Raw genomic sequence first — 25,226 nt, 5'->3', positions numbered from 1 at the left:
CTCCTTATCACAGGTGCCATACGTATGGTATCCCAGCCCTGGCGAGTTCCTCAATCAGCTGGCGACTCGGTCCCGCCCACAAAAATTCCCACAAGGGCAGGTAGCCGGGAATGGCATTCCTAAGTGCCACATCCTTCGCGATCTGAAGCTGGATTTTGCCACTTAGGGGAACACTTAGCTCTACTGTTTCCCACTTCCCTGGTGATACTTCTACCCGACGGTAGCGTTGATACATTTTTACTTCAATAGCGATGGTCCGCCCGTCTCCAAGATCCACCGGCGCGTCGACCTTTCGCACCGTATCTCTCGGTACTGGAAAGTTTGCGTTATTGTTTCTGGGAACTGCGTACGGCCTTTCAGTCCCCGCCGCATACCGCTCCCTCGTATTGACTTCTGCCAACCTCCACCTCGTGCGCGGGTCCCTAATGTTTCGGATTTTCTTGACCGGTTTCGACGTTCTGCCAGGAGGGAGTGCGGGCTGCTGTCTTGCCGGCGGAGGAGTTCCCCCTGACCCATTTCCGGACGTTCCCTTGCGGTTGGCGCTTGCAAATACAGCAGCGGATCCATCGAAGGAACCGTTGCGCGGCCACCCTGCCACTTCCAATTGACGGCCAACCAGGAATTCGATTCCCTGGTACAGAAGCCCGTCGGCCTTCTGGATCGTCTGATCTGCCCATTCGTCGAACTTCTCTGTCCGTTTCTTCAGCTGTTCCCGAATCAGTGGGAGCTTCGGTGTACGCGCAGCCTGCGACTCATCACGGATGTGCCGACTCGGCGTACCAGGCCGGACACCGGGACCACCCCACGGCGCGTGGCCGGCTGCGGCCGTTGCTCTACCACCCAGCGCGGGCGTCCCCTTGATGGGCACGAGTAGCGCGGCGGCGCCGAATCCGGCTTGCCCGAGGGTATGGAAGAAATTGTCATAGGTGACTCCTTCCCAATCCGCACCGAGCCAGAATTTGGAGTTGGCGTTCCAGTTGGCCCCGAAATCTCGGCGGATATCGCGCCAGGCTTCGCTCCAAGACTGTTTGCCGGCGAGAGCAGCACCGGTGGAGTATCCGAGGGTTGTGAGGGACCGGAAGTTGGTGGACACCATTTCCGAGACACCATCGGCCATGCCTTCGATTGCTTCGTCCTGCGTAGTCAAACGCCAGTCGGATCCGCGAGACTTGTTGAGGTCGTTGATCACATCGTTGACACCGGTGATTGCCCCGATACCCTCGACGGCGCCCTTTCCAGCCGAGAGCACACCTCTGGCGATTTCCTCCTTGACATACTGGTCGATAGGGCGGCCACCGCGCCTGTTGTAGCTGTCGATCAGCGCTCCCGTGCTGTCGAATTCTTCGACGAGGTACCCGTTGTACTTCAACCGGGTTCCACCATCCGGGAGGAACTGCAGTTCGCCACGACGGCCGTCCGATTCGTTGCGGAACGAGTATCGAAATTCGCCGTCGGCATCGGTCTTGCCGGTGACGAAGAGTTCTTCACTACGAAAAAGATGCAGAACGGGGAGACCATCCGGTCCGACTTCGGTCATATCGACAACCTGTCCACGCCCATTGCGAACCTCGTGGACGAAGTTCTCGCCCTTTTGATACTTGAACTCTTAGCCATCTGTCACGGCGTTGAATCGGCGCAAAACCGGATTATCATTCTCGTCCGGGTAGACATCCCAACGAACGTTTCCCTCGTCGATCAGATAGCCATTTCCGGTGTAATCGATCTTTCCCGAATCGACCGCGGCATAGCCGCCATTGTCAGATTCCACAGTCCGGCTGTAGTCGATATTCCCGTATACATCTTCGTACTGGTTGTCCCACAACCCCTTGTCATTCGCGACACCAACGTTCAACCCGAGGTAATTCCCATCGGCGTCGTACACCGGCGTGTAGGTTTCACTCAGATCTGAATTGCCACCCGACACGCTTGTCGGCGGTCCAGAGGTCGATGCATGGTCGAAACTCTCGATATACACCTGGGCTTCGGCGCTTATCTTGGACAAGTACGATGACTTCCCGTCGGCGTCATCGTGCCAGCGCTGGACACCACCGTTGCCGTCGCTCGCTACTCGCCACCGGTCTCCGTTGTCGAAGACGATGTCGACTGTGTTGGTGCCATTTCCTTCCGGTATCGACATCGTTGCGTGTCGACCTGCGTAGGTCCCCTCCCACACGTCACCCACATCGTGGCCGGATGTGTCCGGTAGATCGATCCAGGACACATCCGGCTCACCAGGGTCTCCTGCATTACCTCCGTCGGTGACGCCTGGCTGGGATGGTGTCTCCGACGGGGGAGTCGGCGCCTGGTCGGACGCCTCTGGCGAACCTGCGGCGGGACCGCCGACAGGCGTATCGGCACCCACGACGCCGGAACCTTTCTCCGGCCGGCCCGACGGAGTAGCCGGCGTTTCCTCGAGGGTCTCCTCGGGTTCTGCCGGTGGCGGCGCACCGCCTGCATAGTTGTGCCCCCCGTAGTTGATGCCGGGCGGTTCGTCGGACTCCTGGTCCGGCACGGACGGAGCAGGAGGCGGAGGTGGAGCGGCATTCGGTGGCGCCACCGAATCGTCGTTCACGTCGTCGCCACGATCGCGTTCCCACGACGGTCCCGCCCCACCATGAATCGGATCAGCAACCGGCACCTCGTGGTCATCGAGATCCCGCACCGACGCGAACCAATTCGGATCGGACGCCAGCAACTCCTCGACGGCCGCATCGTGCTCCCACGGCGGCAACGTGTCGAGAATCCGCCAATACCGCTCCAGAATCAACGCAGACGACGCCTCCGTCTGATTCCAGAGGTCGTACACCTGCCGCGGACGAGGGGACTCCGGAGTGAAATCCACACTGTAGAACCACTCCGCCCGCTCCCGGACACCCTCCCAATACTCGTCATTCACTTTTCACACTCCCGACCAGCGCAAAGCGGAAGTCCCGGCCCTACCGGACCGGGACTTCCGCTCAGTGCTTGTCATCGACCGGGCAACCGGCCGGATTCAGTTGTTCGAAACGGGTCAGAACGGTCGTGAGGACCGGGGCGACACCGTCGCCACCAGGCTCGAACCCGTATCGCCACCGTCGACCTTCACCACGACTTCCGTCGAGCTCCAAGCGGGCATCGAGGCGAGCCAGCGGCGGCCGGCGAGCTGGCCCCAGACGTTTTCGTCGGACTCCTCGCCACCGACCAGCTTTCGTGCCGTCCGGTGCCGCGGATGCGTATCGATCCGCAGGGTTTCACCGGCCTCGAGCCACGGGGTCTGCACCATTCGGGTCAGGTCACCGTCCACCGGGTCCAGAATCGACCAGCGGCCGGGCCCGTTCATCGTGTACCGCGGCCATGCCGGCTGGTCCGCCGCGTTGCGGATCCGGACGATGCCCTCACCGGCACCCGACGAGTTGATCCACACCGACGTCTCGTCGAAATGGCGCTGTAGCGGGTCCATTCCGACAGCGGACATCTGGTACGCCGTGAACGCGTTCCGGGCCGGGTCCACCTCGCCGAACGGTTCCGGCGCGGCGCCGAGCTGCATCTGCTGGAACCGCCAGCCCTGGTGGGCGGTGAAGTATCCGACAGTCACGGGCTTGTCGGTGGACCAGCCCCGGAACCAGGCGTCGTGGACGGCGTGGAAGTCGCGGACCGGGTCGATCCGCGGGTTGTTCGAGGCACCTGCGATGAGGACCAGGAAGTCCCATTCCTTCTTCCACCGCACGGAGCGGGTGAACGTGGCGCCGTCCTGCCGGGCACCTTCGGTGACCAGCAGCTGTACCGGGGCGAACATATAGCCGGTCTGTGCGGAGAGCCGGACACCCTCGCGGCCGGCGTTGGCGCCCGCGAGATGCCAGACCCGGCCGTTGACGTCCCAGACGACGATCTTGGTGTCCCGGTTCTGCAAAAGCTTGTGGCTCATCGGCCGAGGCCTCCTCCGCGTTGCTGCGCCAATACGCGGCGCCGGCGGACCCGTTCCACCGAGATGGCGGCACTCTTCGGGTCCATACCGTTGAAGTTGAAATGGTCGCCGCGGGCGGTGTGCGCGCCCGGGCCTTCGGCGAGATCGGTGAGGCCGAAGCCGGTGCCGATCACCTCTTTCGCGGTTTCCGCCGCGAATTCGAGCGGGGCGCTGACGACGTCACCGATGGCGCCGCCGACTACCGAACCGAGGGCACCGCCGACGGCTGCTGCGACGGGGGCGAGCGGACCGCCCAGGATGCCCCCGATCGCGGTACCGATCGCGGTACCGACCTGGCTGCCGCCCTCAGTGAGCACTCCCTTGGCGGCGCCGGTGATCCCTTTGACCAGACCACCACTGGCACTGCCGGACAGGAAACCCTGCACCCCGGCGAGGACCGCCTTCTCCGGCGAGTAGCCCTCGTAGGCCTCGGGTTTCGGCAGATCCGGGATGAAGTACTCCGCTTCCGGGTCGATCCCGAGCGCCCCGAGCAATGGACTACCGGGTGCGAGCGCGTCGGCCACCATCGGCCCGCCCGCGGCGCCGATGATGCCGCCGAGGGTGCTGCCGACGTCGAGTGCGGCCGGATTCCTTCCGAACAGACCACGGGCAAGCTCGGTACCGACCACGGCTCCGCGGTCGACAGCGTCGCCATCCGCGTAGCCGACGTTCCGGTAGGCCAGTTCCAACGTCTGTGCCTGCGGGTTGCCGAGCGTCGGCGCGGCCGACGGTCCCTCGGCTCCCGGCGCTTCCGGCCCGCCACCGAGCAGCAGCATCTGTTCGTTTCCGGCGCCGTCGCCGATGATCAGGTACTGGACGCCGGGCGGAACCTGCCCGGCCGGTCCGTAACCGGTCGCCGGGGTCCCGACACCGGGCCCGCTGGGGACGCTCAGCCCCATACGAGTCGGTGTGCCGGCGCCCGGCTTCGATCGGGCTCCACCGCTTTCGCCGACACTGAAATCGCCCGGCTGCCCGGAACCGGCCTGCCCGACCTCCGGCGTCTCGGTGCTGCTCAACGTCATCGACGCAGTGAACCCACCACTGAACCGGGATCCGATGAGCCGGCCCAGCTCCTTACCGATCTCCGGGGCGAGTTGCCCGGCCGGTCCGAGCGCCGGCGCAATAGCCGACCCCAGCCTTTCACCGACCCGGCCACCGGCCTCGGTAGCTGCCGATACCAGGCCATTGCTGAGCGCGTCGGACAGCTCGCTCATCCCGGTGGAGCTACGGGAGCCCGATGCCGCCTGTGACGACGCGCCCGGGATCCCGCCCAGAGCCCCGACGAGCCCCTCCGGCTGGATCTTCATCTCCGCGCCGAGGGGGCCGGTCGGCATGTCGCCGCCGGACAGCAGGGGGTCGTTGGTGCGGCGGGCACCGCCCAGCAGACCCTCTGCGCCGAAGACCGGCGCCAGTGCCGAACCCAGCGCCGAGCCGACCTGCCCGGCGGCGCTCACCGCGGCACCGGCGATATTGCCGGCGACATCGGCGAACAGTCCCGGACCGAGCAGGTCCTGCCAGCGCTGCGGGTCGATCATGGCGTCGCTGCGGCCGACCAGGCCACCGGAGGCGAACCCCGGCAGCATGCCCGCCACGAACTCCGGTGACGGCACCCAACCGTTGTTGATGGCTTCCAGCAGCGGCAGCGAATCGGCGGTCGCCGCCGCATTGACGACGTACTCACCGTCGGAGAGCCGGGCGACGATGCTGTCGTCGGTCGGGCCGCCGGGGCCGAACACTCGGCCCCCACCCGTATCGGCCGCGCCCGGAAGGAAAGACCAGCCGTCGCCGTCGACGACGGTCTCCACCGAGTCCGAACCTGTTCCGCCCGGGCGGAACAGCGTGCTCTTGGAGTTGATCCGCACGACCCGGGTCTCCGGGGCCGGGTCGTTCACCCCCGCCAGCAGTTCCAGCGCCTGGTCGAACACCCTATCGGTGAAGGTGCCGGGCAGCAGGTCGAGAGCCGCTTCGAAGGCTCCCAGCACGCTGCCCACCAGGCCACCCGACTCCGGCACCGAACCGGTGCCGTCGGGGACTTCGATGGGATCGTCCGGCAGGTCGAGGGTCGAGGTGCCGGCGTGGGCACCACCGGACCACACCGCCCCGCTCGGCAGCCGGACCTGCATCCCCGGAGCAGGTTGACCATTGGTCGTCATCGCAAGAACATCCGGCAGGGTCACCACCGGCATGTGTTTCTTGTTCACAATTCACATCCACTTTCCGGTCAGACCGCTCCGGGGGTGCACCGAACTACTCGGTCCAGCCGAGGAACTCGTTCATCTGGTTCACACCCGTCGCGGTACCGACGCGTTCTCCCCCGGCACTCACACCGGGGCGCTTGATCCGATCCGGGCGGCCACGGCCGTACCGGGCATCCTTGGTCTTCGACCACACCAGCAGCCGCAACTGATCCACTGTTTCCGCGAGCAGCAACTCCGCGTTTCCCCACTTGCGCGCGTCCGGATTGAGTTCGGTATGCAACGCGGCATCCGGTGGGAGGTACCGCAGCACGTCACGCAGATCGACCCAGCTCAGGGCCTCGGTGCCCAGATGCCGTAGCCGCAGCCCGTAACGGATCAGGTCGTGTCCGATGGCCTCGGGGTACTCCTGCAGGAGACCGTCGAGGCTCAGGATTCCCCCAGGCGCAACCCCGAGTGGGCCCGCCAGGCGTCCAGCATGTCGTGGAACTCGTCCGGATCCATATCGTCGACCACCGCCAGCACCTCGGGTGCCAGGGTGAGTTCCAGCAGCGTGTACATCGCGTCGACGTCGCCGCGGTTGCGCAGATGCCGCACCATGCCGGGCTTCAGATAGGACAGCGAGGGCAGCTGGATCTCGATGCCGTTCACACGGTGGACGAAGTCGTCCTTCACCTTGATCGGCTCGGTCAGGTTGATCGGTGCTTTCGGAGAAGTCATGGTACGCAAACCCTTTCGTTGGTTCTTCGTGGTGATGGCCACGGCGGCCCGAAGGGCCCAGCGGCGGCAGGCGGGCCTGCGCATAGGTTGGAAACCTGCCGCCGCTGGGGGTATTTCGGGCAACCGTGTTGCCGGGAACGCGGGCGATCAGCCCGCGGGATCAGATGGTGAGGCCGTCGTTGTAGTAGCGGTACGCCTTGATACCGGCGTCGTTCTTGAAGGCCTCGATGTTGATGGTGAAGCCGGCCAGCTCGTTGGACACGAACTTGCGCTCGGTGACCGAGGAGATCTTGGCGTTCGGCAGCACGATCCGGAGCTTCTTCTCTTCGGTCTTCATGTCGAAGATCCACGAACGCCGCGGCAGGACCGAACCGGTCTCCTCGACGGTGAGCAGCTTGCCCTCGGACGCGGTTGCCGGGGTCGGGGTGACGTTGCCGTCACCGAAGACCTCGCTCAGCACGTCCTCGTCCCACACCGCATACAGGGTGAGACCGAAGCGGACCGAGTGCTCGGTCTGCAGCTGGGCGACGATATCGGCGTTCCAGTCCTTGACCGACTGGACCTGGCGTTCACCGAGCGACTCGATGCCGTCCTCGGAGACATAGCCGAGCGCCTTGAACGCCGGGTCGACGGCCTCGGCGGTGGAGGTCGGCAGAGCGCTGTTGAGCGGCGCGACCAGAACACCACCCGAAACCTCCAGGTTCGGGGTGGCAGCGCCGATGAAATTGCTGGAAGGCAGAGCCATTTCCTTTTTCTCCCTTGGGTTTTGCGCAGGCCCTTGGGATGGATATTCAGTTGTCGACTCCGTAGCCGGAGTCAGGCGAGAACAGTGCCTCGCACGATCATGTCGATGACCAGCACATACCGTGGGGCGGCGGTCACCGGGTCGGTGTCGTTCTCCATGCCGGCATCCTCGACACCGTCACACCACACATCGCCCAGATAGCCGGGCGCGGCGGACAGGAGGAGCGAGCGCACCAGCGCGGCGAGGTTCGCCGCATCGCCGGCGGCATCGGTGCATTCGAGAACGATACGGGGGTAGTCGAGGATCAGGTTGGCGCCGCGGCGCTGATCCTGGTCCTTCGCATCCAGCCGAGGTCTGCGGTCGTTGCGGGTCACCCGGACCATGCGGTCCGGAGCCGGGTCCGGGACCGCCGACACCACCTGGGCGGTATCGGAGACAGCCGTCAGCTCAGCGGCCAGAAAGTCGATGACGGTTTGTTCCGCGTCGGGGAAGTCGATTCGTTCGCGCATGATTCCGCGCCTACTTTCCTGTTTCGATAGTCGATAGATCACCCCTGGGCAGTTCCGGTCGACCAGAACACCAGGTTTCCGCCGTTGCGACGGAGGACGAGGTTGCCGTCGTCCTGGAGGACGAGCGTCGAAGCACCCGCATACCAGGTGCCGGTCGACCACACGGCGGTTCCGTCGGCGCGGTACAGCACGAGGTTGCCGTCCGGCTGGTTGATCAGCGTGTGCCCGTCCGTGGTCTGCGTCGACCACAGCACCTCGCCGTTCTTCCGATACAGCACGAGGTTGCCGTCGTCCTGCAACCAGAGTTCGTACCGGCCGTTCCGGGATCGCAGTGCGGACCCCTGCACCAGGGTGGCTCCCGATTCCAAACGCTCCGGCGGCGGTTCGTCGCGCAGGGCGGCCAGGACGTCGGCTGTGATCGGTTCCTTGTCGGCCATCGCAGTGGTGACCAGGCCGAAGTGGCATTCCGGATCGTCCGGTGCGTTACAGCGATCGCGGTACGAGTAGATGATCAACGGTCCCGTGTACGGCAGTGACCGCCACATATGCACGCCTTGCACCAGATAGTCGCGGATCGTCGCAACGTTCGGCAAGGCACTCACGCCGGCCGTCGGGTAGCCGAACTCGGTGCCCCAGATCAGTTTGTCTGTGTCCCCGTGCTCGACCATCACCGAATGCACCAATGCCAGCTCACCGCAGGCCGGGTCCTCGTCGGGCGGGCCGAACATATTCCACCAGCGGTTGGTGCACTCCGGGTCCGCCGGGCCCTTCCCGGCGCTCCACGCCGGATACGGGTGATGCGCAACCGCGTCGAAGTCGTCCCCGTAGCCGTTGGTGTACGCCCAATCCAGCCACACCGAGGGAGCATTCGGGTTCGCCGAGCCCTGCACGGTGCCGGCACCCGAACCGCCGGCGAGCACGACACATGTGGCACAACCCGCCTTCACCCGCGGGTATGCGAGCCGGACCAGTTCCCAGTATCTCGCCATGCGGTCGGTGTCGTAGTTTCCGAAGTTCACGAAGTTCGGTTCGTTCCACACCTCGTACGCCTGCACCTTGCTGCCGAAATGGGCAACAGTGCGATCGATGATCGACGTCCAGTCCTGATCGTGGACCGGAAACCACTTGTCGTCGCTGTGCCCACCGTTCGCCCACGGCGGTGCGTAAGCCAGCACCAGCAGGACCCGCATGCCGCGGGCGGCGGCCTCGTCGACCACCGGGTCCAGGCGGTCCCATCGGAGCGGTGCGCCCGCGGTGGGTTCGACGTACCACCAATCCAGATCTATCCGCAGGATCGGTGCCTTCGGTGCGGCGGCGGACTGTATTGCCGGGAGCCGTGCGGCGATGTCCGTACCCGAGCCCTCGGCGAATCCGATGTCGGCGGACGAGAATTGGGAGGGCTGGGCGTAGGCTTCCGGTGTTTTCTGCAGCGACACGATTCCGGCGATGACCAGCAGCAGCGCCATACACACTGCACCGATTCGTACTCGCCCCACGCTACTCATCTCTCGACCAATCCGTGGTGGCCGACCGAACGTGACGTTCACGGGCAGCCTCGATCCTCGCCGTCGGCAGTTTCGCCGCGCCGCGCCGCGTCGATCCGAACCCGCAACTGTTCGACGATTCCGGCGTAGGCCTCGGTGCGGGTCGCGGCCTCGAAAGCCAAGCCCCGCGGGTGGGTTGCGCTCCACCGGCCGTCCTCGGTCTGGCGGACGTCGATGTCGTCGAGGTCGTAGAACGCTTCGGGGTCGGGCGCCGGCCATTCGCCGTGTTCGTCGCGGGTGACGTGCATGCCGGTGTCGAAGGCCCCGGGCGGCCCACCCGGGGTCGGGACCCAGCGGATCGACTCGAGGTCCGGGTGGACCCGGACACCGCGCTGGACCAGGTACTCGGCAACTCGGGTGGCCTGCTTGATCGATGTCACGGTGGGGTCGGCGAGCTTGCGGCCGACGGGGCTGTGCCATTCGGGCAGGTGGATCACCGACAGCTCTTCGGCCAGGGCGCGAACCTCCGGGTCGGTGTCGTCGCCGTCCTCCGGCGGGGCGAGTTTCCCGGTGAGGGTTTGCTGGATCAGGGCGAGGAACTCGGGGGTGACCAGCTGGCCTGCCTCGGTTTTCACGTATTCGCGGGATGCGTCTTCCGTGGCGCCGAAGTCGACCGATCCGATGATTTCCTTACCGGGCATGAGTGTTTCAGGTCCTTCCTGGTCCGAGTACGCGAAGAGCCCGACCGGACGGACCGGATCGGGCTCTCATCTGATGTGTGTGGTTTGGGTGGTCCCGCCCTCGGGACGAGTGAGGGAGGGCCCGAGGGCGGGACCGGTACGCCCCTGGGTCCGGTGTCGCGCAGCACCGGTGTCTGCTACCGCAGACGAGCTGCGGGAGAAGGGCGCGCAGACTACCGGGACAAAGGGGCGGGCATGCGGTGGGCTCTCAACCCGCATTCTGTATCGAGAGTTCTCCGGGGGCCGACCGCATGAAGTCTTCGAAAGGGCCGGGGCCTACTGGCCGCAGCAGGTAGTAGTAGGGGGTGCGCTCTTTCCGAACGCATGTTCCGTCACCGACGTCTCGTGCGACTCGATGAGTCTCGGATCAGGGATGCTGCCGGGATTGGCAGGACTGCTGAACGAGAAGCAGTGCACGGTGTCCGAGGTGCCGTCGGCGCGGGACGCCCTCTGGATGAAGATCGAAGTAGGAACGATCCCGCCGAAATCGGCATCTGGGCATGCAACGTCCCAACACGACCCATTCTGCACCATGGCATTCGGGATGTCAACGGCCACACTATTTTTCATCGAAACCGCAGGTAGACAGCCATCCGATCCGCGGCAACAGCACGCGATGAACACCCGAATCCGACTAGCACGTAAGCCCTCGAGGCCCCCATCGAGACCGGCACGACCCCTACGACGAAGATGCAACCTCGGCGGGTCGGCGAGCCGATGCCGACTACAGCTTCTCGAGCTCGGCCCTACGGAATCGCAGCTCACATTCCATGCGGTGCGTAGGAGATCCTGTGATCGGAATCCGCGCGTAATCCACTGCCCGCGCGGCCCGGAGCGCCCGGGCGCGGGCGGACGCTGCGACCCGCTCCGGAAGGTCCAGCTCCGCAGCGAAGGCTGCCCAATCACGCGCCTTCAACCGTCTGGTTCGGCCGGCGATCGGCAGTGCCATCGAGTCGTCGTCATACGGAAGCGTGCTCGGGATGTCATAGACCGGGGCGACCGACCATCGTCCCGCGGAGTCGGCCAGGAGGCCGAGATTCTTGGCGTGCAAGTCCCCGTTACCGGTCAGCCATGCGAACAAAAACTGCAGGTACAGGTTCCGCACAGCCACACGAGGTGCGTGAGCCACGGCAGCCAACCCTCGCACTGCCGCCAAGAGCAGCGTGAACTCGTCATCCAGGCTGGTCTTGACTGCCCGACGCAGCACCGACAGCCGATGCCCCTCGGGAAGCAGGCCGGCGAAGTACGCGGGCAGACTGCCACCGCCGGTGCGCACCACCTCGGCCGAGAGCGGCAGAGTCGTCGCAACCGGCCGCCCCGAGGCAGCCAGGTAGTCCGGTCGGTATCGGAACTCGATCATCCCGGATTCAGACCTACTCAGGGTGACAGCAAGGCGACCGGCCTTGTAGACATCGGCAGCTCTGGTGAGTCGCAGATCGGCGAGGTCTGTCATCCGCTGACCTGCAGGGTCAAACCGAGAACGTCGGCGACTTCGGCAACTGTGCCGACACCGGTCGACCCGGTGCCGTGCTCGATATCCCGGACCGTGCGGGTGGACGTCCCGGCCAGCTCGGCAAGCTGCTCCTGGGTCAGCATGTAGCCGCGACGCGCAGTCCGGATCTACTCGCCGATCCGGCGGACTGGATCCATATACCCAACCTCCTCGATCGGCAAGATGCTGCCGAAACCTGTGGATCCGGCCAGGTCGACTGGTCGATACCCAGCATAGCGGCAGAATGCTGCCGATTCACAGGCCAACTGCGCGCCAAGACAGACCTTTCAGTCTGAACCGGCAGTATTCTGCCGATCGTCGGCGAAAGCCCACAACAGAGGGGGCCATAGGCTCACTCACGCGACACCGAGGGCGTCAGGCTAACCCCGAGGAACGTCACCCCATGTATCAATGAAGGTCGATCTGTTGTTGACTCCGATTCTGATGTCATTCGAGCAAGCCAGTTCAACCGAAGGTATTGAACCAACTTCACCAGAGGATTTATATACCACTGGCACTCCACCGACAATAGAGTATGACATATCCTGGTCTACTAGGAATTCCTTGGCGCCGACAATGACAACGAAATATTCGTCACTTTCAATAATATTACGATCATCGATGCAGAGTGTGCCACAACTCCACTCTGGAGCCAGTTCGGCCCGTGCGACATCCACCGCTTCTTCATATGAGTCGATCACAGATCTCTCCCGTGGGTATCAGTGCAGCCGGGCCGCACGTTACTTACCATGGCGCTCCTTCCACCACGAAAGTATATCGTCGTACTCCTTCTTCAGGTCGGTAATCTCGTCAAGAGGGAAGGTACCTACATAAACGTACTGCTCCACCCTATTCAGATCGTTGTTTTCCGCCCATTCTTGACTATCCCCCAGGTAGACACCTCGAATCATGCCGTCCTCCGTCTCGCCATCCGAATCGAAAGGCTCACCCCGCCAATTGAATACCCACCGCCATCGATGCCACGCATCCAACTCGAGAGGATTTACCAAAAACCTCTTCCCACCTCCGTCATAGGTATCCCACAGCGGCAACCCTTCAGGCGAAGGCTGCCCTACACTTGGATTCAGTATGATGCAAGGCTCAGCAGAATCGTTCTCATTCCAGAGGTATTCTTCCCCTTTGTAGACGGCTGCGCGGCCCGGCCTCCATCTGCCACCAACAATCACAATCTCACCCATTTCCCAGACCGATCGTCGAAGTATCCGATCATCTGTTCCGTTCCTCGTTCGGAGACTCGCCATATTTCAACACGCTCTACGATATCTGTGCGATTAGCCAACCATTCTGGAACACCTCCCGCAGTATACCCTGTTCCTATGAATGGCGGATCCCACGGTTTGCCCTTCTGGCCCGCCAGTCTTCCGATCCAATCAGCGACTGCCCGATCGCTGACACCGCCGAATGATGGTGCAGCCTTGAAATTCTTTGGTGCCTTGAGTCGAAGTTGAAAGGCGTTTTGCGCTCCTTCAGCGATCGGGGTCCAGTCTGCACCGCCGTCGTCGAGAGCGAGACCGTCTCGCAGGGCGGCGGGGGTGGTCAGGTCGGCGGTGTCGGTGCCACGAGCGATCGACCCTCCGAACTGGGTCGGGTTGAATGGTTCACCCTTTGCGTCTTTGGTTGCGTTGTTCAGGTAGAGTTCTTTGATGTCTTTGTGGATGACTTTGGTGATGATTTGACCTTCCTGGATTTCGAGTGCCTTCCGGATCTCGATCACCAGCCGGGCTTGGGCTTCGGTCATGGAGTTCGTTTCCGTCACCTTCAGCACATCGAATTCTTCCTGGGATATCCCCCGTTCCCGTAGGGCTGCCGGCTCTTCCGAAGGCCGGTCACGCAGCGTATTGCCGGTGTACACGCCCTCACGTGGATTCGGTGGCCGCCCTGGGCTGGGTGTGTCGCCATCGTTTCTGTCAGATGCCTCGCCGCGGCCATTATTGCCCGACGACGGGCCCACACCACCGGTGCCGCCCGAACCTCTGTCGGGTGTATCCGGACGGTCATCGGTGTTGCTGAGAGCATCTTCGACCTCGGTACGGACTTCGGCCGTCGTTTCGGTTTCGACTTCCGAGTTGTTACCGCGGTTCGTGTCACCTGTGGTGGCCGGACGAGGCCGGGTGAACGGTCGGATGACGGCTGAGGCTCCGACGCCGGCTGCGGCGCCGCCGGCGAGTCCGCCGAGTAGGGTGCCGAGGCCGCCGGTGATGTTGCCTTCTTTGAAGTCGCTGTAGCCGAAGCTGTCGGCGATGCCGGTCATGATGCTGGTGGCTTCGCCTGCGGCGAGGCCGGGGACTGCGCCGCTGTCGGCGAGCCGGAACCCTGCGCTGCCTGCGGCGCCGGTCAGTGCGAGGACTTCAGCGGTTTTCCCGACGTTTTTGGCCAGATCGGTCCAGGCCTGCCGGGTGCCGGTGTTCTTCGACCCGCCTTGACCGATCAGGGGCAGGGTGGAGTCGTAGAAGTCGATCAGCGAGGTGCCGAATTTGTCGGCGAATCCCCCTGAACCTTGTCCCAGGGGACCGACACCGGAGCCGATCCACGGCAGGCCGGGCACATCACCGTATTGGGTGTTGTGCACGATGGGCCGGAACGCGTCACCGGGACCGTCGTAGTCGATGTAGGTTTTCGGTTCCTCGCCCGGCGCCCACTCGATGTATTGCACGCCCAGCGCGGTGTTCGGGGCACTGTGTGCGGGGTGCTGGTCGCGGTAGGCCTGGGTGGGGGTGAACCGGATCGTTCCGTCGGGAGCTTCGGTGAGGACACCGAGTGCCACACCGTTCTCCTCGACGATCGTGCTGCCGTCCGGCCGGCGTCGCAGGGTATGCGCATCGTCGACGAGCCGGCCGGGGTCGAAATCGTAGGACCGGATGTCGGTTCGGTAGCCGGGTGCGTTGCGCCACAGCAGTTCGAGAGTGCCATCGGCGAGTTCGCGATAGTGGGCCTCGGCGGTGCCGTCGAGGCCACTGACGACGACCTCGGTCCACTCTTCCTCGGTCCCGGCGTTCTGGACGAGACGGGTCACCACCTGGTTGGCGCGTTTGTCCCGGATTTCGGAGAATGGCCGTCCCGAATCGTCGATTCCCGATGTGCCGGTGATGTCGTCACCGTCGGTGAACGTCGCGGTGCCGTCGGCTGCGAGGTCGAGGACGAGTCCGTCCGGATGGTAGTACCAGCCGGATCCGTCGGGTCGGACGCCGACCGACGACCCATCGCTCCGGTTGAGCCAGAAGCTGCCGTCGGGGCGGCGTTCACCGACCACCCACGGGGTCTGGAACTCCAGCGATCCCGGTCGCCACGCAGTTGTCTGTTCGGAACCGTCGCCGAGCAGTTCGGTCCGGTAGTAGGTGTGGTCGTCGTCCTGTTTCTGGACGATCGAAATCTCTCCGGGGCCGTTGCCGACATCTCCCTGGTTGACCCAGGTGTCGCCGTCACCGACCGTTGTGCCGACGATTCCGGCGTCGGTGACCGCGGCCTCCGCATGGAAGGTCTGGGTCTGCTGCACGCCGTTCTCGTCCGGCGCGGACACATACGTCACCGAATGACGACCTTGCGCGTCGGTCATCCAGATCGTTGCGCCGCCTTGACCGTCGGCCACCGAACGAACCTGAGTCACCGAACCATCGAGGCCGGTGATCGTGGTGTCCAAGGACTGACCGGCCGTGCCGGGAACGACGACAGTGTCGACCTTCGCGCCGGCCAGGGCGGGCGGCGTCCACCCCTCCACCGGGTGTGGTTCCGGATCGGCAGGCGACGGAGACGTCTGCGGCGGGTTCGGGGAGGAGCCGGGCACGTCTGCACCGGGCGTCGAATCATCTACCGGTACAACAGGCTCACCTGCCCCGGCGCCCGGTTCGGGTGCAGCAGGAGCAGTGTCGGCCGATTCCTCCTCGTCGTCGCCCAGCCAGGCTTCGCGATTCCGGTTCTCGATTTCCTCGGGCCGAAGCTGCGCTTCGTCCTCATCGACAGGCTCGGTACCCGGAAGCTCCGACGGCGGCAACTCCTGTCGGAGATTGATCGGAGCGGCGACCGGGACCAGATCGTCATCGACTTCCTGCATCGACGCGAACCAATTCGGATCGGACGCGAGCAGCTCCTCGACGGCCGCGTCGTGCTCCCACGGCGGCAACGTGTCCAGAATCCGCCAATACCGCTCCAGAATCAACGCAGACGTAGCCCCTGTCTGATTCCAGAGGTCATACACCCGCCGCGGACGAGGCGGCTCCGGAGTGAAATCCACACTGTAGAACCACTCCGCCCGCTCCCGATCATCGTTCAGATAATCGTCGGCGTTCACGGGCACACTCCCTGATCGCCGGTCCCGGTTCCCCACCGAAGGACGGCGACGACACCGACCCGGAGGTCCGGGGCCACGCCTTCAGTGGCGCCGAAGTCGACCGATCCGATGATTTCCTTACCGCGCATGAGAGTTTCAGGTCCTTTCCTGGTCCGAGTACGCAAAAAGCCCGACCGGACAGACTGGATCGGGCTCTCATCTGATGTGTGGTTTGGGTGGTCCCGCCCTCGGGGACGAGCGAGGGCGGGACCGATACGCCCCTGGGCCCGGTGTCACGCAGCACCGCGTCTGCCACCACAGACGAACTGCGGGACAAGGGCGCGCAAACCACCGGGCCGAAAAGGGGCGGGCATGCGGTGGGCTCTCAACCCGCATTCTGTGTCGAGAGTTCTCCGGGGGCCGACCGCATGAAGCCTTCGAAAGGCCGGGGCCTACTGACCCCAGCGAGCGCTTGCGGGATACGCTCTCTCCGAGTGCATCCCGTCGACGACCTCAAGCTCGATTAGACGAGTTGCGGATGATAGATGCTGCCGGAGACCGGCAAGTCGCTGCACGAGAAGCAGCGCTCTGGATGAAGAGTCGAAGTCGGGTCGGGACGTTGCATGCCCAGACGCCGATTTCGGCGAGCGTGGCGGTAGGTAACGATTCGGCGCGGACGCCCGCGTTCCTCCTGTGCGGGCACCGCCGGCACAGGCGTGACTCCACATGAACCACACCTGCGCCGGACCACGCACGCCAGGTCAGCGAGTAACCCGCACGTACGTTCCCGCCCCACCATCCATACTCGGGTTGTAAGAGGACAACGACTGATCGCTCAACGCCTGCAGGGTGACGATGGCGCCGGTACTCAGATCGAGCGTGGTCGACACCGTCGCGGTCGCCGCCCCGTTCCCGGGGACTTCCTGAACGGGCCCGGTCGCCACGACCACACCATCCACCAGCAACCGCAGCGTCACATTGACTCCGAAGATGCTGCCAGCCGTGAATGCAGCCGCGGCGGAGACGTCGGCCGCAGCCGTACCCGACTGGACGACCAACCCGTCACCGGAAAGCGTGGTGCCGGGGAAACCCACTGTGTCCGCCGTCCAACCCGGGACGGTATTCCAGGTAGTCGAGAGGCCCGACCAGCTACCGTCCTTGGACATTCCAGACGGGCTGAACGCGGTGCGATAGGCCACCTCCAGCGTGCCGGTCCCGGTTGCGGGGGCATCGGCAGTCACGCGGGGCTCTTGTGCGACCGAAATCGCCCCCTCACCCGATACACGGGCAGGGTTGCCCACCCGCACGGCCAGGGTGCCGCCGGCAGACGGCCGCACCCACTGCCCGGATCGGGCTCCGGACACCGCCGCTCCGGCAAAGTCGGCGGTCCGCGCCACCGGGCCGATCGCGGCGACCTCCGCGGTCGCGGTACCTTCGGCGCTGCCGAGAGCATCCTCGGGTGCCAGGCCGGAATAGCGGCCGGTGCCGCGGAACAGCGCGGTCGTCGTGGCTACCACCTCGAATTCGACGTCGGCTGTGCCGATCGCGCCGCCGGGGGCGGACGTGCCGAGGTCTACGGCACCGGAAGCACCGCCGACGGCGGCGAACGGGGCCGTCAGCACGGCACCACCGGACCGGATCGCCACCGCGGCGGCGGATGCGCCGGTGCCCGAACCGGGCGAATGCATTACCGACCGCCAGGACTTCGAGGCGAGGAGCATGCCCTCCCCCGCCGTTTCGGCCGCACCGGTGGCGCGCGCCGCGTCCACGACGGCAGCGACGCTGCCACCGCCGCCGAACGCGGCCACCGAGTACGGCTCGATCACCGGCACGTCGACGTCGAGGCGGGAGAACCCGGGGGCCGGCAAGGTGGCCTGGTGGACCGGCGGCACCGGCCGGGTCGCGGCCGATGCCGGTTCCGAGGGCGGCACGGCCCGCGTCGGGGTTCGTTGCGTGGCCATGCTGGGTCCCCTTTCGTCAGGACTGGGTGAAGGTGGGGGTGATGAGCAGCTGCCCCTGGGCACCGAGGGTGGTGGAGCTGATGGCGACCTTGTCGATGAAGTCGCTCTCGCCGCCGGTCGCGGTCTTCCACAGCCCCACGTGCGTGTAGGTGTCGGCGGGCAGATCGATGGTCACCTGGGCACCGGTGACGACGCCGCCGGTGCCGGAGGTCCAGGTGGTCTGCTTCCGCTCGTAGACCGGGGTGCCGCCGGAGGCCTCGTTGGCGCCGGTGGTGCCGGGGTCGGCGGTGTGGACACTGACGAATGCGATATTCGAGCCGGCGATGTTCTTGTAGGCGTCGGCGAGGGCCTGCCGGGTTGCGGACACAGCAATAGCCATGATGGAAATCCTCCTGGGGAGATTCGAAATGAAATGAAAGGTGCCGCGGCGGTTTACTGCTTGCGGCGGACGGCACCGAAGAACCAGAGGTATTCGGTGCTCGGCGTGGTCGGATAGGAAACGTACAGGCGGTATTTGGCGCCGGCCGGTACGGTGTCGGCCAGTTCGGCCTGGACCACGAACCGGGCTTCGGTCTCGGTGAGCACCGCCTGCCAGTTCGCGATCTCGTTGTCGCCGCTGTCGACCACGACGATGCGGACCGTACTGCCGGCCGGGAAGGTCGAACCTGCGGGAAGTGCCAGCGTGTGCACGAAATCGGCGCCCTTGGAAAGGACCAGGGTCAGGTTCGTGGGGTCGTGGCCCAGCTGCTTTGCTCCGGCCATGATCAGCTCACCTCGGCGGTGGGTGCGACCGGGTCCGGTTCGACGAAGACCGGTTCCGGGACCGGGTCCAGCGTGCCGAGGTAGATGCTGCCGCGCCGCCGCGACATCCCTTCGGACACGGTGGATACGTACAAGGTTTCCTGGTTCACCTCCAGTTCGATGTCGAATCCTGCGATTGCGACTGACTTGCTCATAGATCCTCTACTTTCCAGAAATCCCAGCCGCCGCCGTTCACCCACGAAACCCGTTCGTTTCCGAGTCCCGCATATCGGTGTGCCGGACCGCTGGGCAGGATGCCGTCGGCATCGATATAGGTGACTACGTCCACCCAGTCACCGGCGATCCGGCGCTGAGCGAGATAGACATTTCCGATTGCTTTGATGCGCACCACATCACCGCTGTGCACCGTCGTCTCGACCGCGGACAACTGAGTCCAGGTGCCACCGGCGTACCGGTAGATCGCGATCGAGTTCTGCACCACGTTCAGCGAGACGAACTCGTCGTTGCCGGGGCCGGACCGCAGCATCAGCCAGGCGTGCCGCACGGTGGGGTCGATGACGCGGCCGGTGACCATGTGGTCGTCGTAGTTCATCGACTTCGCGTACAGGTATCGGCGCACGCCGTCCGTCCCGCCGGACACCACGAAGACGCCTCCGGTGACCCGCGCCGGCAACGCCGTCATCCGGGCGAACGAGGTGGGGATCACGCCCCGGTCGAACCCCTCGTACCGGATCAGTTTCGGTGGGTCGCCGCTGAGCAGCTTCTTACTCAAGCCCACGTACGGGATGTCGCCTGAGCTGAAATCGAGACCGGTCTCGGCCAGCATTTCGCCCACAGCCGGTGGGGTGGCCGCGGCGAAGGTGGCTGCCGCCCGGGCGGGCTGCGCGGTCACGGGGCGCGGCAACTCCGTGGCGGGGACGCCGAGGAGTGGGCGCACGGCACCCGGACCGCACTGATGCACACCGATGAACACCGATTCGCCGGTGTCGAAGACCAGGTCGACGGGCATCTCGACGGAGTGCTCGAACCTCGAGTTGGTGATCAGCGGGGTCTGGTCGGCGGACACCCATTCGATCCGGATGTCCCCGGATTCCAGGACCCGGCCCACCACCACGTACAGCGCACACGGGTCGCCCGGCGCCGCGTCGACCATGTAGGTGACGAGTTGCCGGCCGCCGTCGAACCGGGTCCGGATATACGCGCCGGCCAGCGTATTCGCGGGCGGGGTGTACACCGGGGTCCAGCGGACGGAGAACGTCTGCGTCGAGTAGACCGGAAAGCCGTTGCTGTCGTAGTAGGCGATATAGGTGTAGGTGTAGGCGGTGTATCCGGCCTTGGTTCCGTAGACGACGTCCCATGCCTTGCGGACCAGCATGGCCCGCGGGATCGAGGATTCCTCGGCGAGGTTCATCGCCGCCCAGTACGGCCGGGTCGGCAGCCCGTCGATCACCACTTGCACCCGCGAGTTCGTCGCCGCCAGCCCGTCGCCGCTCTCGGTGACCATCCGTTCGGCGAGGTCGGCCACGCGCTGCGAATCGCCGGCCGACGCCCGCGCCTCGGCGGCCTTCTCCCGCAGCACTTGCGCCCAGCCCTGCAGATTCACCAGGCCACCGGTGAATCCGGTGACCGCTTCGCAGAAGTCGGCGGCGAACTCGTGCAGGCCGACCCGGACCGCCGTGGCGAGATTGACGGGGATCGCGGCGAAGCTGCGCACCATCTGTCCGCGCACCCGCTCCTCGATCTGCCGCTGCGTGACCGCGGGCAGCCCGGCGAGCGAATTGCCCTGCGGCACCGCACTGTAGGCGCCATCGGGTACCAGGTGGTCGGGGCTGGTCACAGGTCTTCCGCCTTCCAGTCGCCCCAGCCGCCGCTGTTCGTCCAGGACTGGCGGGTGACACCGAGCCCGGTGTACCGGTAGCCGGGGCCACGTGGGATGACGTCGTCGACATCGGTGTGGCTGAGCACCACCACCCATTCGCCGTCCACCAGCCGCTCCGCGGAGAACACGTTGCCCGCCGCGCGGATTCGGAACCGGTCGTTGTCGACGACCGTGGTGCTCAATGCGGCCAGTTCCGCCGACGTTCCGCCGGTCCAGCGGTAGAGGCCGATGGCGCTGTTGCTCACCGAGAGCGTCACGTAGTCGGTGTTCGCCGCGTTGGAGCGGACCAGCAGCCGGGCGTATTGGCTGCTCGGGTCCCGGATCCGGCCGGACACGAGCTGGTCGTCGTAGTTCAGCGTCTGCCCGTACAGGTACCGGCGGATGCCGTCGTCGAGCCCGGAGACCACGAACACACCACCGGATACCGTCGCGTAGCGGGTCGAGCACCGCACCATCGCGGTCGGCATCCCCGATTCGAAGTCTTCGTAGAAGCGCAACTGCACCGGCTCGCCGGTGACCGAGGACTTCCCGAACGAGACGTACGGGACGCGCCGCGAGCCGAAGTCCAGTGCACCGGCGGCGAGTGTCGTTCCCGCCACCAGCGGCGCGGATGCGGAGAACGCGGCGTTGAGCTGTGGCGGCCACACGGTCGGCGGCCGGGGGATGTCCGCGGCTTCGATGCCGAGCAGCGGACGGCGGTTGCCGGAGCCGAGCTGGTGCACGCCGACGAAGGCGGTCTCGCCCTGTTCGAAGACCAGTTCGGTGGGCAGTTCGACGGTGCGTTCGGCCCGGTTGTTCGTGATCGCCGGGGTCTGGTCCGGCGAAACCCATTCGATCCGGACATCGCCCGAGGGCAGCATCCGGCCGACCACCAGATGCAGCGCACCGGGCGAGGACACCTGATCCGGAATGTAGCTGACCACCTTGCGGCCACCGCTGTACAGGCACCGGATGAACGCACCGGTCAGCGTGTTCGCCGGCGGGATGAACGCCGGGTCGTACTGCACCGAGACCACCGAACCCGATACCGAGATAGCACGCACGGAGCGGTCGAGCATGGTGCGCGGGAACGACGACTCCTCGGTGAGGTTCATCGTCTCCCAGTACGGTTTGACCGGCAGCCCGTCGATCACCACCTGCACCTTGGAGTTGGTGGCCTCCAGGACCACCGTCTGGTTGTCGGCCGCCGACTGTGCGCCGGAGGCGGTCTGCTGGGCGGCGACGGAATCGTTCAGCGCCTGATCGGCGTCGGCGCGCAGGGTGCGCGCCCAACCGCTCAGATCGACGAATCCGCCGGTCGCGCCAGTGATCGCATCACACAGGTCGGCCAGGAAGTCCTTGACTCCGGCCTCGATCACCGCACCGAAGTTGATCGCGACGTTCGAGAACGAGCGGACGACCGGTGCGGCCATCGCCGACCGGGCCGCATCCTCGGTCGGTTGCGGGATTCCGGTGCCGCCGGAATAGGCGCCTTCCGGCACGATCCGGTCGGGGCTGGTCATGGCGTGCCGGCTTCGTAGCTGCCCGCCTGTGCCCCATCGGTGCCGTCCGGGGCCGGTTCGGCCAGGTCACCGGCTTCCCGCAGTTGCCGGACGAGTTCCCGGCGGGCGGCCACCGGCAGGTCCCGGATGGTGGGCACCGATTCCCGCACCGGCCGCGGCGTACCCACCGGCACCCAGTTGCCCGACTGGGCGAGCCAGTGCTCACCGGCCGGGTCGGCCGGATGGTATTCGAGGGTCTGCTCCTCCGGATGGTGCCGGAAACCCAGATCCCACAGGTGTTTCGACCATTTTCCGAGTACCTGCTGCGGGACCAGGAGCGGTCCGTTGCGCGGGCCGGGCAGGCCGACCAGGGCCCACAGGAAGGCTTCTTCGGGGTCGTTCGGATTGCATTCGTGTTGCAGGGGAAGCGGCATGATCTCTTCCGTTCAGGGGTGGTTCACATGACACCCAGCTGTTGCAGGTCGCCCATGATGGATTGGACGTGGCGCAGCGCCTTGGCCACCGGGTCCTCCCGGGCCTTGTCGGTGCCGATGGTGATATGCCAGGCCGGGGTGACGCCCCGGGACCAGGACATGTTCAATTCGGTCACCTGTTCGACGAAGATCTGGCCCTTCGGCAGCCCCGCCACGGTGGCGCCGATCCGGTCGCCGAGGAAGAAATGCCCGCGACCGTGCTCGCCGATCAGGTACGGTGCGCCGTCGGCGACGGTGACCTTGTGCGAGGTGAACCCGCGGGTCGCCCACAGTCCGGCCCGGATCGCGACCAGCGAGGACAGCGTGTACGCCTTGTCGGCTCCGGACTGGAAGTACTCGAAGTAGTGCGACCAGCCCATCTTCGGCGGCCGCAGCGGCGATTTGAACGACATCCAGGCCAGCACCGTGTCCTCGTACAGCGGTTTGAGGAAGGCGTCCAGCGGTCCGCCCAGTGGCGGCAGGCTCACCCCGGCACCGCCGATACCGGGGATGCTGAGCGTCACTGTGGAGGTGAGGTTGCCGACCATCTGGACGACCGCGGAGATCACCTCGTTCACGCCGGGCATGCTGTGCCCGCCCGCGTTGATCTGCACGGCCGTGGCCGGCGAGATGGTGAACTCCGAGGTCTGGATGCCGGTGTGCTCCGCCTCGCGGTACACGACCCACGGATTGGACGGCCGAGTGCCGAGCCAATCCGGTTCGTGATATTCCTCGGGGGCGTTCGGGTCGGGCAGGATGTTCGGTTCCTGCTCCTCGAAGTCACCGACGAACTGCTGAACCGTGTGCACCAGCCCGTCCAGCGCATTGCCGCCCTCGGAGGTGCCGGTGAAATACCCGGACTTGTCGACGATGTCGAACACCAGGCAACCGTGCCGCAGCTCGGCTCCCGGCCAGGGCGGCGGGTCACCATTCAGATAGCGCCGGCAGGTGACCATCAGCTGGGCGTCTTCCAGGGTGCCCTGGGCCATTTCGTGCCATGTCTTCCAGCGCGAGGAGATGACCGTCCAGATCGAGGTGTCTGACAGGAAGTCGCTCGGCGCCACCACCATCGACCAGTTCGACTGGTCCAGGTCGAACCACTGTTCGGGGTCCAGGGGGTCGTCCGGTAGCGCCCACAGGCTGGCTTCCTTGCGCAGCACGTTCAGGAACAGCGCCAGCTTCAGGCACCAGACCGAGGGACCTGCCAGCATGAACACCCGCGGGAACTGGAAGATCGCCGGCAGGAACGGATTGCTCCACGCCTGGATCCATTTCAGCTCTTCGTAGTCGTGCATGAACTGCAGCACCACCGTCTGCAGCCCCGTTTCGGACTTGCGCAACGTCGCCGTCTTCATCCGGCCGCTCCACCGGGCCCCGTCCTTGTCGACGGTGATGTGGACGTTCTGGGTGCTGCGCGCCGAAGCGTCCATCACCCATTCGGCCAGATAATGGTCTGCCGGGAGTACCAGCTGCCCGGTACCGGATTCGTTGAGCAACCAGGTGAAGTCGGCGGAGATCTCCGCGCGGCAGATGCCGCGCAGATTCCAGTCACCGTCCCACAACCGGACCAGCGGCGGCTCGATCCGCCTGTCCTTACGAGCCTGCCGCACCGCCACCGCATCCCGGTAGACGGATTCGAGGTCGGCACTCATTGCAGCCCCCACGGCCGCGACCAGTTCCGCGGACAGCGCACCTGCACCGCCGCGCCCGGCGCCGCGCCGCGCACCGTCACCGGGACCATCGTCTCCGGCGTCCACGCCGGCACCGGATGCAGGAACATCACGCCGTTCATCCGCGCCCACAGCGAACTGCGGTCGGCGGCGACGATCATCTCCTCCATCGGATCGGTATCGACGGTCGCGTCCTGCCCCGCCGCCAGCACCGGCAGGGTGATCACCCGCTCCCGGTTCTCGTCATCCGCCCAGGAGAAGTCCGGCAGCGTCCAGGTGCCCGGTGCGCTCACCACCCATTTCAGCCACAGCGGCTGATCGGTGGGATTCGACACCGGCAGCCACATCGTTTCCGATTCGCCTTCGCCGGTGGTGTCTGTGGCCGCGACCGCCGATGCGGTCACGTCCTCCTCCACCCACCACGGGATGCCGGCCGTGCAGGTCATGGTGACCTGCCCCCACCGCTTCAGATGCGGGTCCTTGGCCGATTTGAAGTCCGGCTGCTGGGCCAGTCGCAGATGCAGGCTGCGCGAACCGTATTCGGTCGTCACGGTCAGCTTGGCGTCCCGGTCGTAGGCCCAGGCCTTGCGCCAAGCGGAATCCACCGACTCCCAGGTAGCCGATTCGGTTTCGAAGATGTTCACCCCGAACACGACATCGCGCTTGAGCCAGTTGGCGCCGCCGTAGCTGGCGCCGATCTGGAACGCGGACGAGTTCCAGATCGTGGTCACCGGAGCGTCGTAGAGTCCGACCGGGGTGGTCCCCAGCTCGACGCCTTCCGCTCCCTGGCCGGCGCCGGACAGCGTCCACAAGGACCCGTCGACACCTTCTACTTCGATCAATGCGGCTTCGGCCACGATCTCATCACCTCAATTCGAGCGGGAGTT

24 protein-coding genes are annotated in these 25,226 nt (G+C 65.4%); all 24 read right to left on the bottom strand.

Annotation, left to right across the window (positions count from 1 at the left end; translation table 11 throughout):
• Positions 1-7: 7 nt before the first annotated feature.
• Complete coding sequence (locus AC1HFH_RS02875) at positions 8-1,537, bottom strand: hypothetical protein (protein ID WP_480245879.1); 1,530 nt, start codon at positions 1,535-1,537, stop codon at positions 8-10.
• Positions 1,538-1,606: 69 nt separating this feature from the next.
• The gene (locus tag AC1HFH_RS02870; RefSeq protein WP_480245878.1) at positions 1,607-2,896 is read right to left on the bottom strand and encodes a hypothetical protein; all 1,290 of its coding nucleotides are present in this window, start codon (positions 2,894-2,896) and stop codon (positions 1,607-1,609) included.
• Positions 2,897-3,010: 114 nt separating this feature from the next.
• Positions 3,011-3,904: a phage tail protein gene (locus AC1HFH_RS02865; protein ID WP_480245877.1), complete on the bottom strand. Its 894-nt coding sequence runs from the start codon at positions 3,902-3,904 to the stop codon at positions 3,011-3,013.
• Positions 3,901-6,096, bottom strand: a complete 2,196-nt coding sequence (locus AC1HFH_RS02860) for a hypothetical protein (RefSeq protein WP_480245876.1) — start codon at positions 6,094-6,096, stop codon at positions 3,901-3,903. Before AC1HFH_RS02860 ends, AC1HFH_RS02865 begins: the two co-directional genes overlap by 4 nt.
• Positions 6,097-6,190: 94 nt before the next feature.
• Positions 6,191-6,421 (bottom strand): DUF5361 domain-containing protein, encoded by a 231-nt coding sequence (locus tag AC1HFH_RS02855; protein WP_480245875.1) that lies wholly within the window; start codon positions 6,419-6,421, stop codon positions 6,191-6,193.
• 146 nt (positions 6,422-6,567) lie between these two features.
• Positions 6,568-6,858, bottom strand: a complete 291-nt coding sequence (locus AC1HFH_RS02850) for a hypothetical protein (protein ID WP_480245874.1) — start codon at positions 6,856-6,858, stop codon at positions 6,568-6,570.
• A gap of 160 nt (positions 6,859-7,018) precedes the next feature.
• Positions 7,019-7,603, bottom strand: a complete 585-nt coding sequence (locus tag AC1HFH_RS02845; RefSeq protein ID WP_480245873.1) for a phage tail tube protein — start codon at positions 7,601-7,603, stop codon at positions 7,019-7,021.
• A 71-nt stretch (positions 7,604-7,674) separates the two neighbouring features.
• Positions 7,675-8,112 (bottom strand): hypothetical protein, encoded by a 438-nt coding sequence (locus AC1HFH_RS02840; protein WP_480245872.1) that lies wholly within the window; start codon positions 8,110-8,112, stop codon positions 7,675-7,677.
• A gap of 38 nt (positions 8,113-8,150) precedes the next feature.
• Entirely contained in the window at positions 8,151-9,617 is a 1,467-nt protein-coding gene (locus tag AC1HFH_RS02835; RefSeq protein WP_480245871.1) for a hypothetical protein, read from the bottom strand.
• 38 nt (positions 9,618-9,655) lie between these two features.
• The gene (locus AC1HFH_RS02830) at positions 9,656-10,297 is read right to left on the bottom strand and encodes a hypothetical protein (protein WP_480245870.1); all 642 of its coding nucleotides are present in this window, start codon (positions 10,295-10,297) and stop codon (positions 9,656-9,658) included.
• Positions 10,298-11,060: 763 nt separating this feature from the next.
• Entirely contained in the window at positions 11,061-11,789 is a 729-nt protein-coding gene (locus tag AC1HFH_RS02825) for a HipA domain-containing protein (RefSeq protein ID WP_480245869.1), read from the bottom strand.
• Positions 11,786-11,932 carry a helix-turn-helix domain-containing protein gene (locus AC1HFH_RS02820; RefSeq protein WP_480245868.1) on the bottom strand — a complete coding sequence of 49 codons (147 nt, stop codon included), beginning with the start codon at positions 11,930-11,932 and terminating at the stop codon, positions 11,786-11,788. The genes AC1HFH_RS02825 and AC1HFH_RS02820 overlap by 4 nt, the downstream gene beginning before the upstream one ends.
• A gap of 276 nt (positions 11,933-12,208) precedes the next feature.
• Complete coding sequence (locus AC1HFH_RS02815) at positions 12,209-12,529, bottom strand: hypothetical protein (protein ID WP_480245867.1); 321 nt, start codon at positions 12,527-12,529, stop codon at positions 12,209-12,211.
• Positions 12,530-12,568: 39 nt separating this feature from the next.
• Positions 12,569-13,027 (bottom strand): hypothetical protein, encoded by a 459-nt coding sequence (locus AC1HFH_RS02810; protein ID WP_480245866.1) that lies wholly within the window; start codon positions 13,025-13,027, stop codon positions 12,569-12,571.
• Positions 13,012-16,134 (bottom strand): hypothetical protein, encoded by a 3,123-nt coding sequence (locus tag AC1HFH_RS02805; protein WP_480245865.1) that lies wholly within the window; start codon positions 16,132-16,134, stop codon positions 13,012-13,014. The genes AC1HFH_RS02810 and AC1HFH_RS02805 overlap by 16 nt, the downstream gene beginning before the upstream one ends.
• Before the next feature lie 740 nt (positions 16,135-16,874).
• A complete protein-coding gene (locus tag AC1HFH_RS02800; RefSeq protein ID WP_480245864.1) occupies positions 16,875-18,074 on the bottom strand; it encodes a hypothetical protein in 1,200 nt (399 codons plus the stop codon).
• 16 nt (positions 18,075-18,090) lie between these two features.
• Positions 18,091-18,453 (bottom strand): phage tail fiber protein, encoded by a 363-nt coding sequence (locus tag AC1HFH_RS02795; protein ID WP_480245863.1) that lies wholly within the window; start codon positions 18,451-18,453, stop codon positions 18,091-18,093.
• Between the two features lie 53 nt (positions 18,454-18,506).
• Positions 18,507-18,836 (bottom strand): LtfC-like domain-containing protein, encoded by a 330-nt coding sequence (locus AC1HFH_RS02790; protein ID WP_480245862.1) that lies wholly within the window; start codon positions 18,834-18,836, stop codon positions 18,507-18,509.
• Between the two features lie 2 nt (positions 18,837-18,838).
• Positions 18,839-19,030, bottom strand: coding sequence for a hypothetical protein (locus tag AC1HFH_RS02785; protein WP_480245861.1), 192 nt, complete (start codon positions 19,028-19,030; stop codon positions 18,839-18,841).
• Complete coding sequence (locus AC1HFH_RS02780) at positions 19,027-20,673, bottom strand: hypothetical protein (protein ID WP_480245860.1); 1,647 nt, start codon at positions 20,671-20,673, stop codon at positions 19,027-19,029. Before AC1HFH_RS02780 ends, AC1HFH_RS02785 begins: the two co-directional genes overlap by 4 nt.
• On the bottom strand, positions 20,670-22,217 hold the full coding sequence (locus tag AC1HFH_RS02775; RefSeq protein WP_480245859.1) for a hypothetical protein: 1,548 nt from the start codon (positions 22,215-22,217) through the stop codon (positions 20,670-20,672). Before AC1HFH_RS02775 ends, AC1HFH_RS02780 begins: the two co-directional genes overlap by 4 nt.
• Positions 22,214-22,630, bottom strand: a complete 417-nt coding sequence (locus tag AC1HFH_RS02770; RefSeq protein WP_480245858.1) for a phage gene 29 protein family protein — start codon at positions 22,628-22,630, stop codon at positions 22,214-22,216. The genes AC1HFH_RS02775 and AC1HFH_RS02770 overlap by 4 nt, the downstream gene beginning before the upstream one ends.
• 23 nt (positions 22,631-22,653) lie before the next feature.
• Positions 22,654-24,321, bottom strand: coding sequence for a Gp37-like protein (locus AC1HFH_RS02765; protein ID WP_480245857.1), 1,668 nt, complete (start codon positions 24,319-24,321; stop codon positions 22,654-22,656).
• The gene (locus AC1HFH_RS02760; protein ID WP_480245856.1) at positions 24,318-25,196 is read right to left on the bottom strand and encodes a phage tail protein; all 879 of its coding nucleotides are present in this window, start codon (positions 25,194-25,196) and stop codon (positions 24,318-24,320) included. Before AC1HFH_RS02760 ends, AC1HFH_RS02765 begins: the two co-directional genes overlap by 4 nt.
• Positions 25,197-25,226 lie beyond the last annotated feature (30 nt).

The sequence above is a fragment of the Nocardia sp. KT25-26 genome, from assembly GCF_056627695.1.
This window is presented reverse-complemented; position numbering and strand designations above follow the sequence as displayed.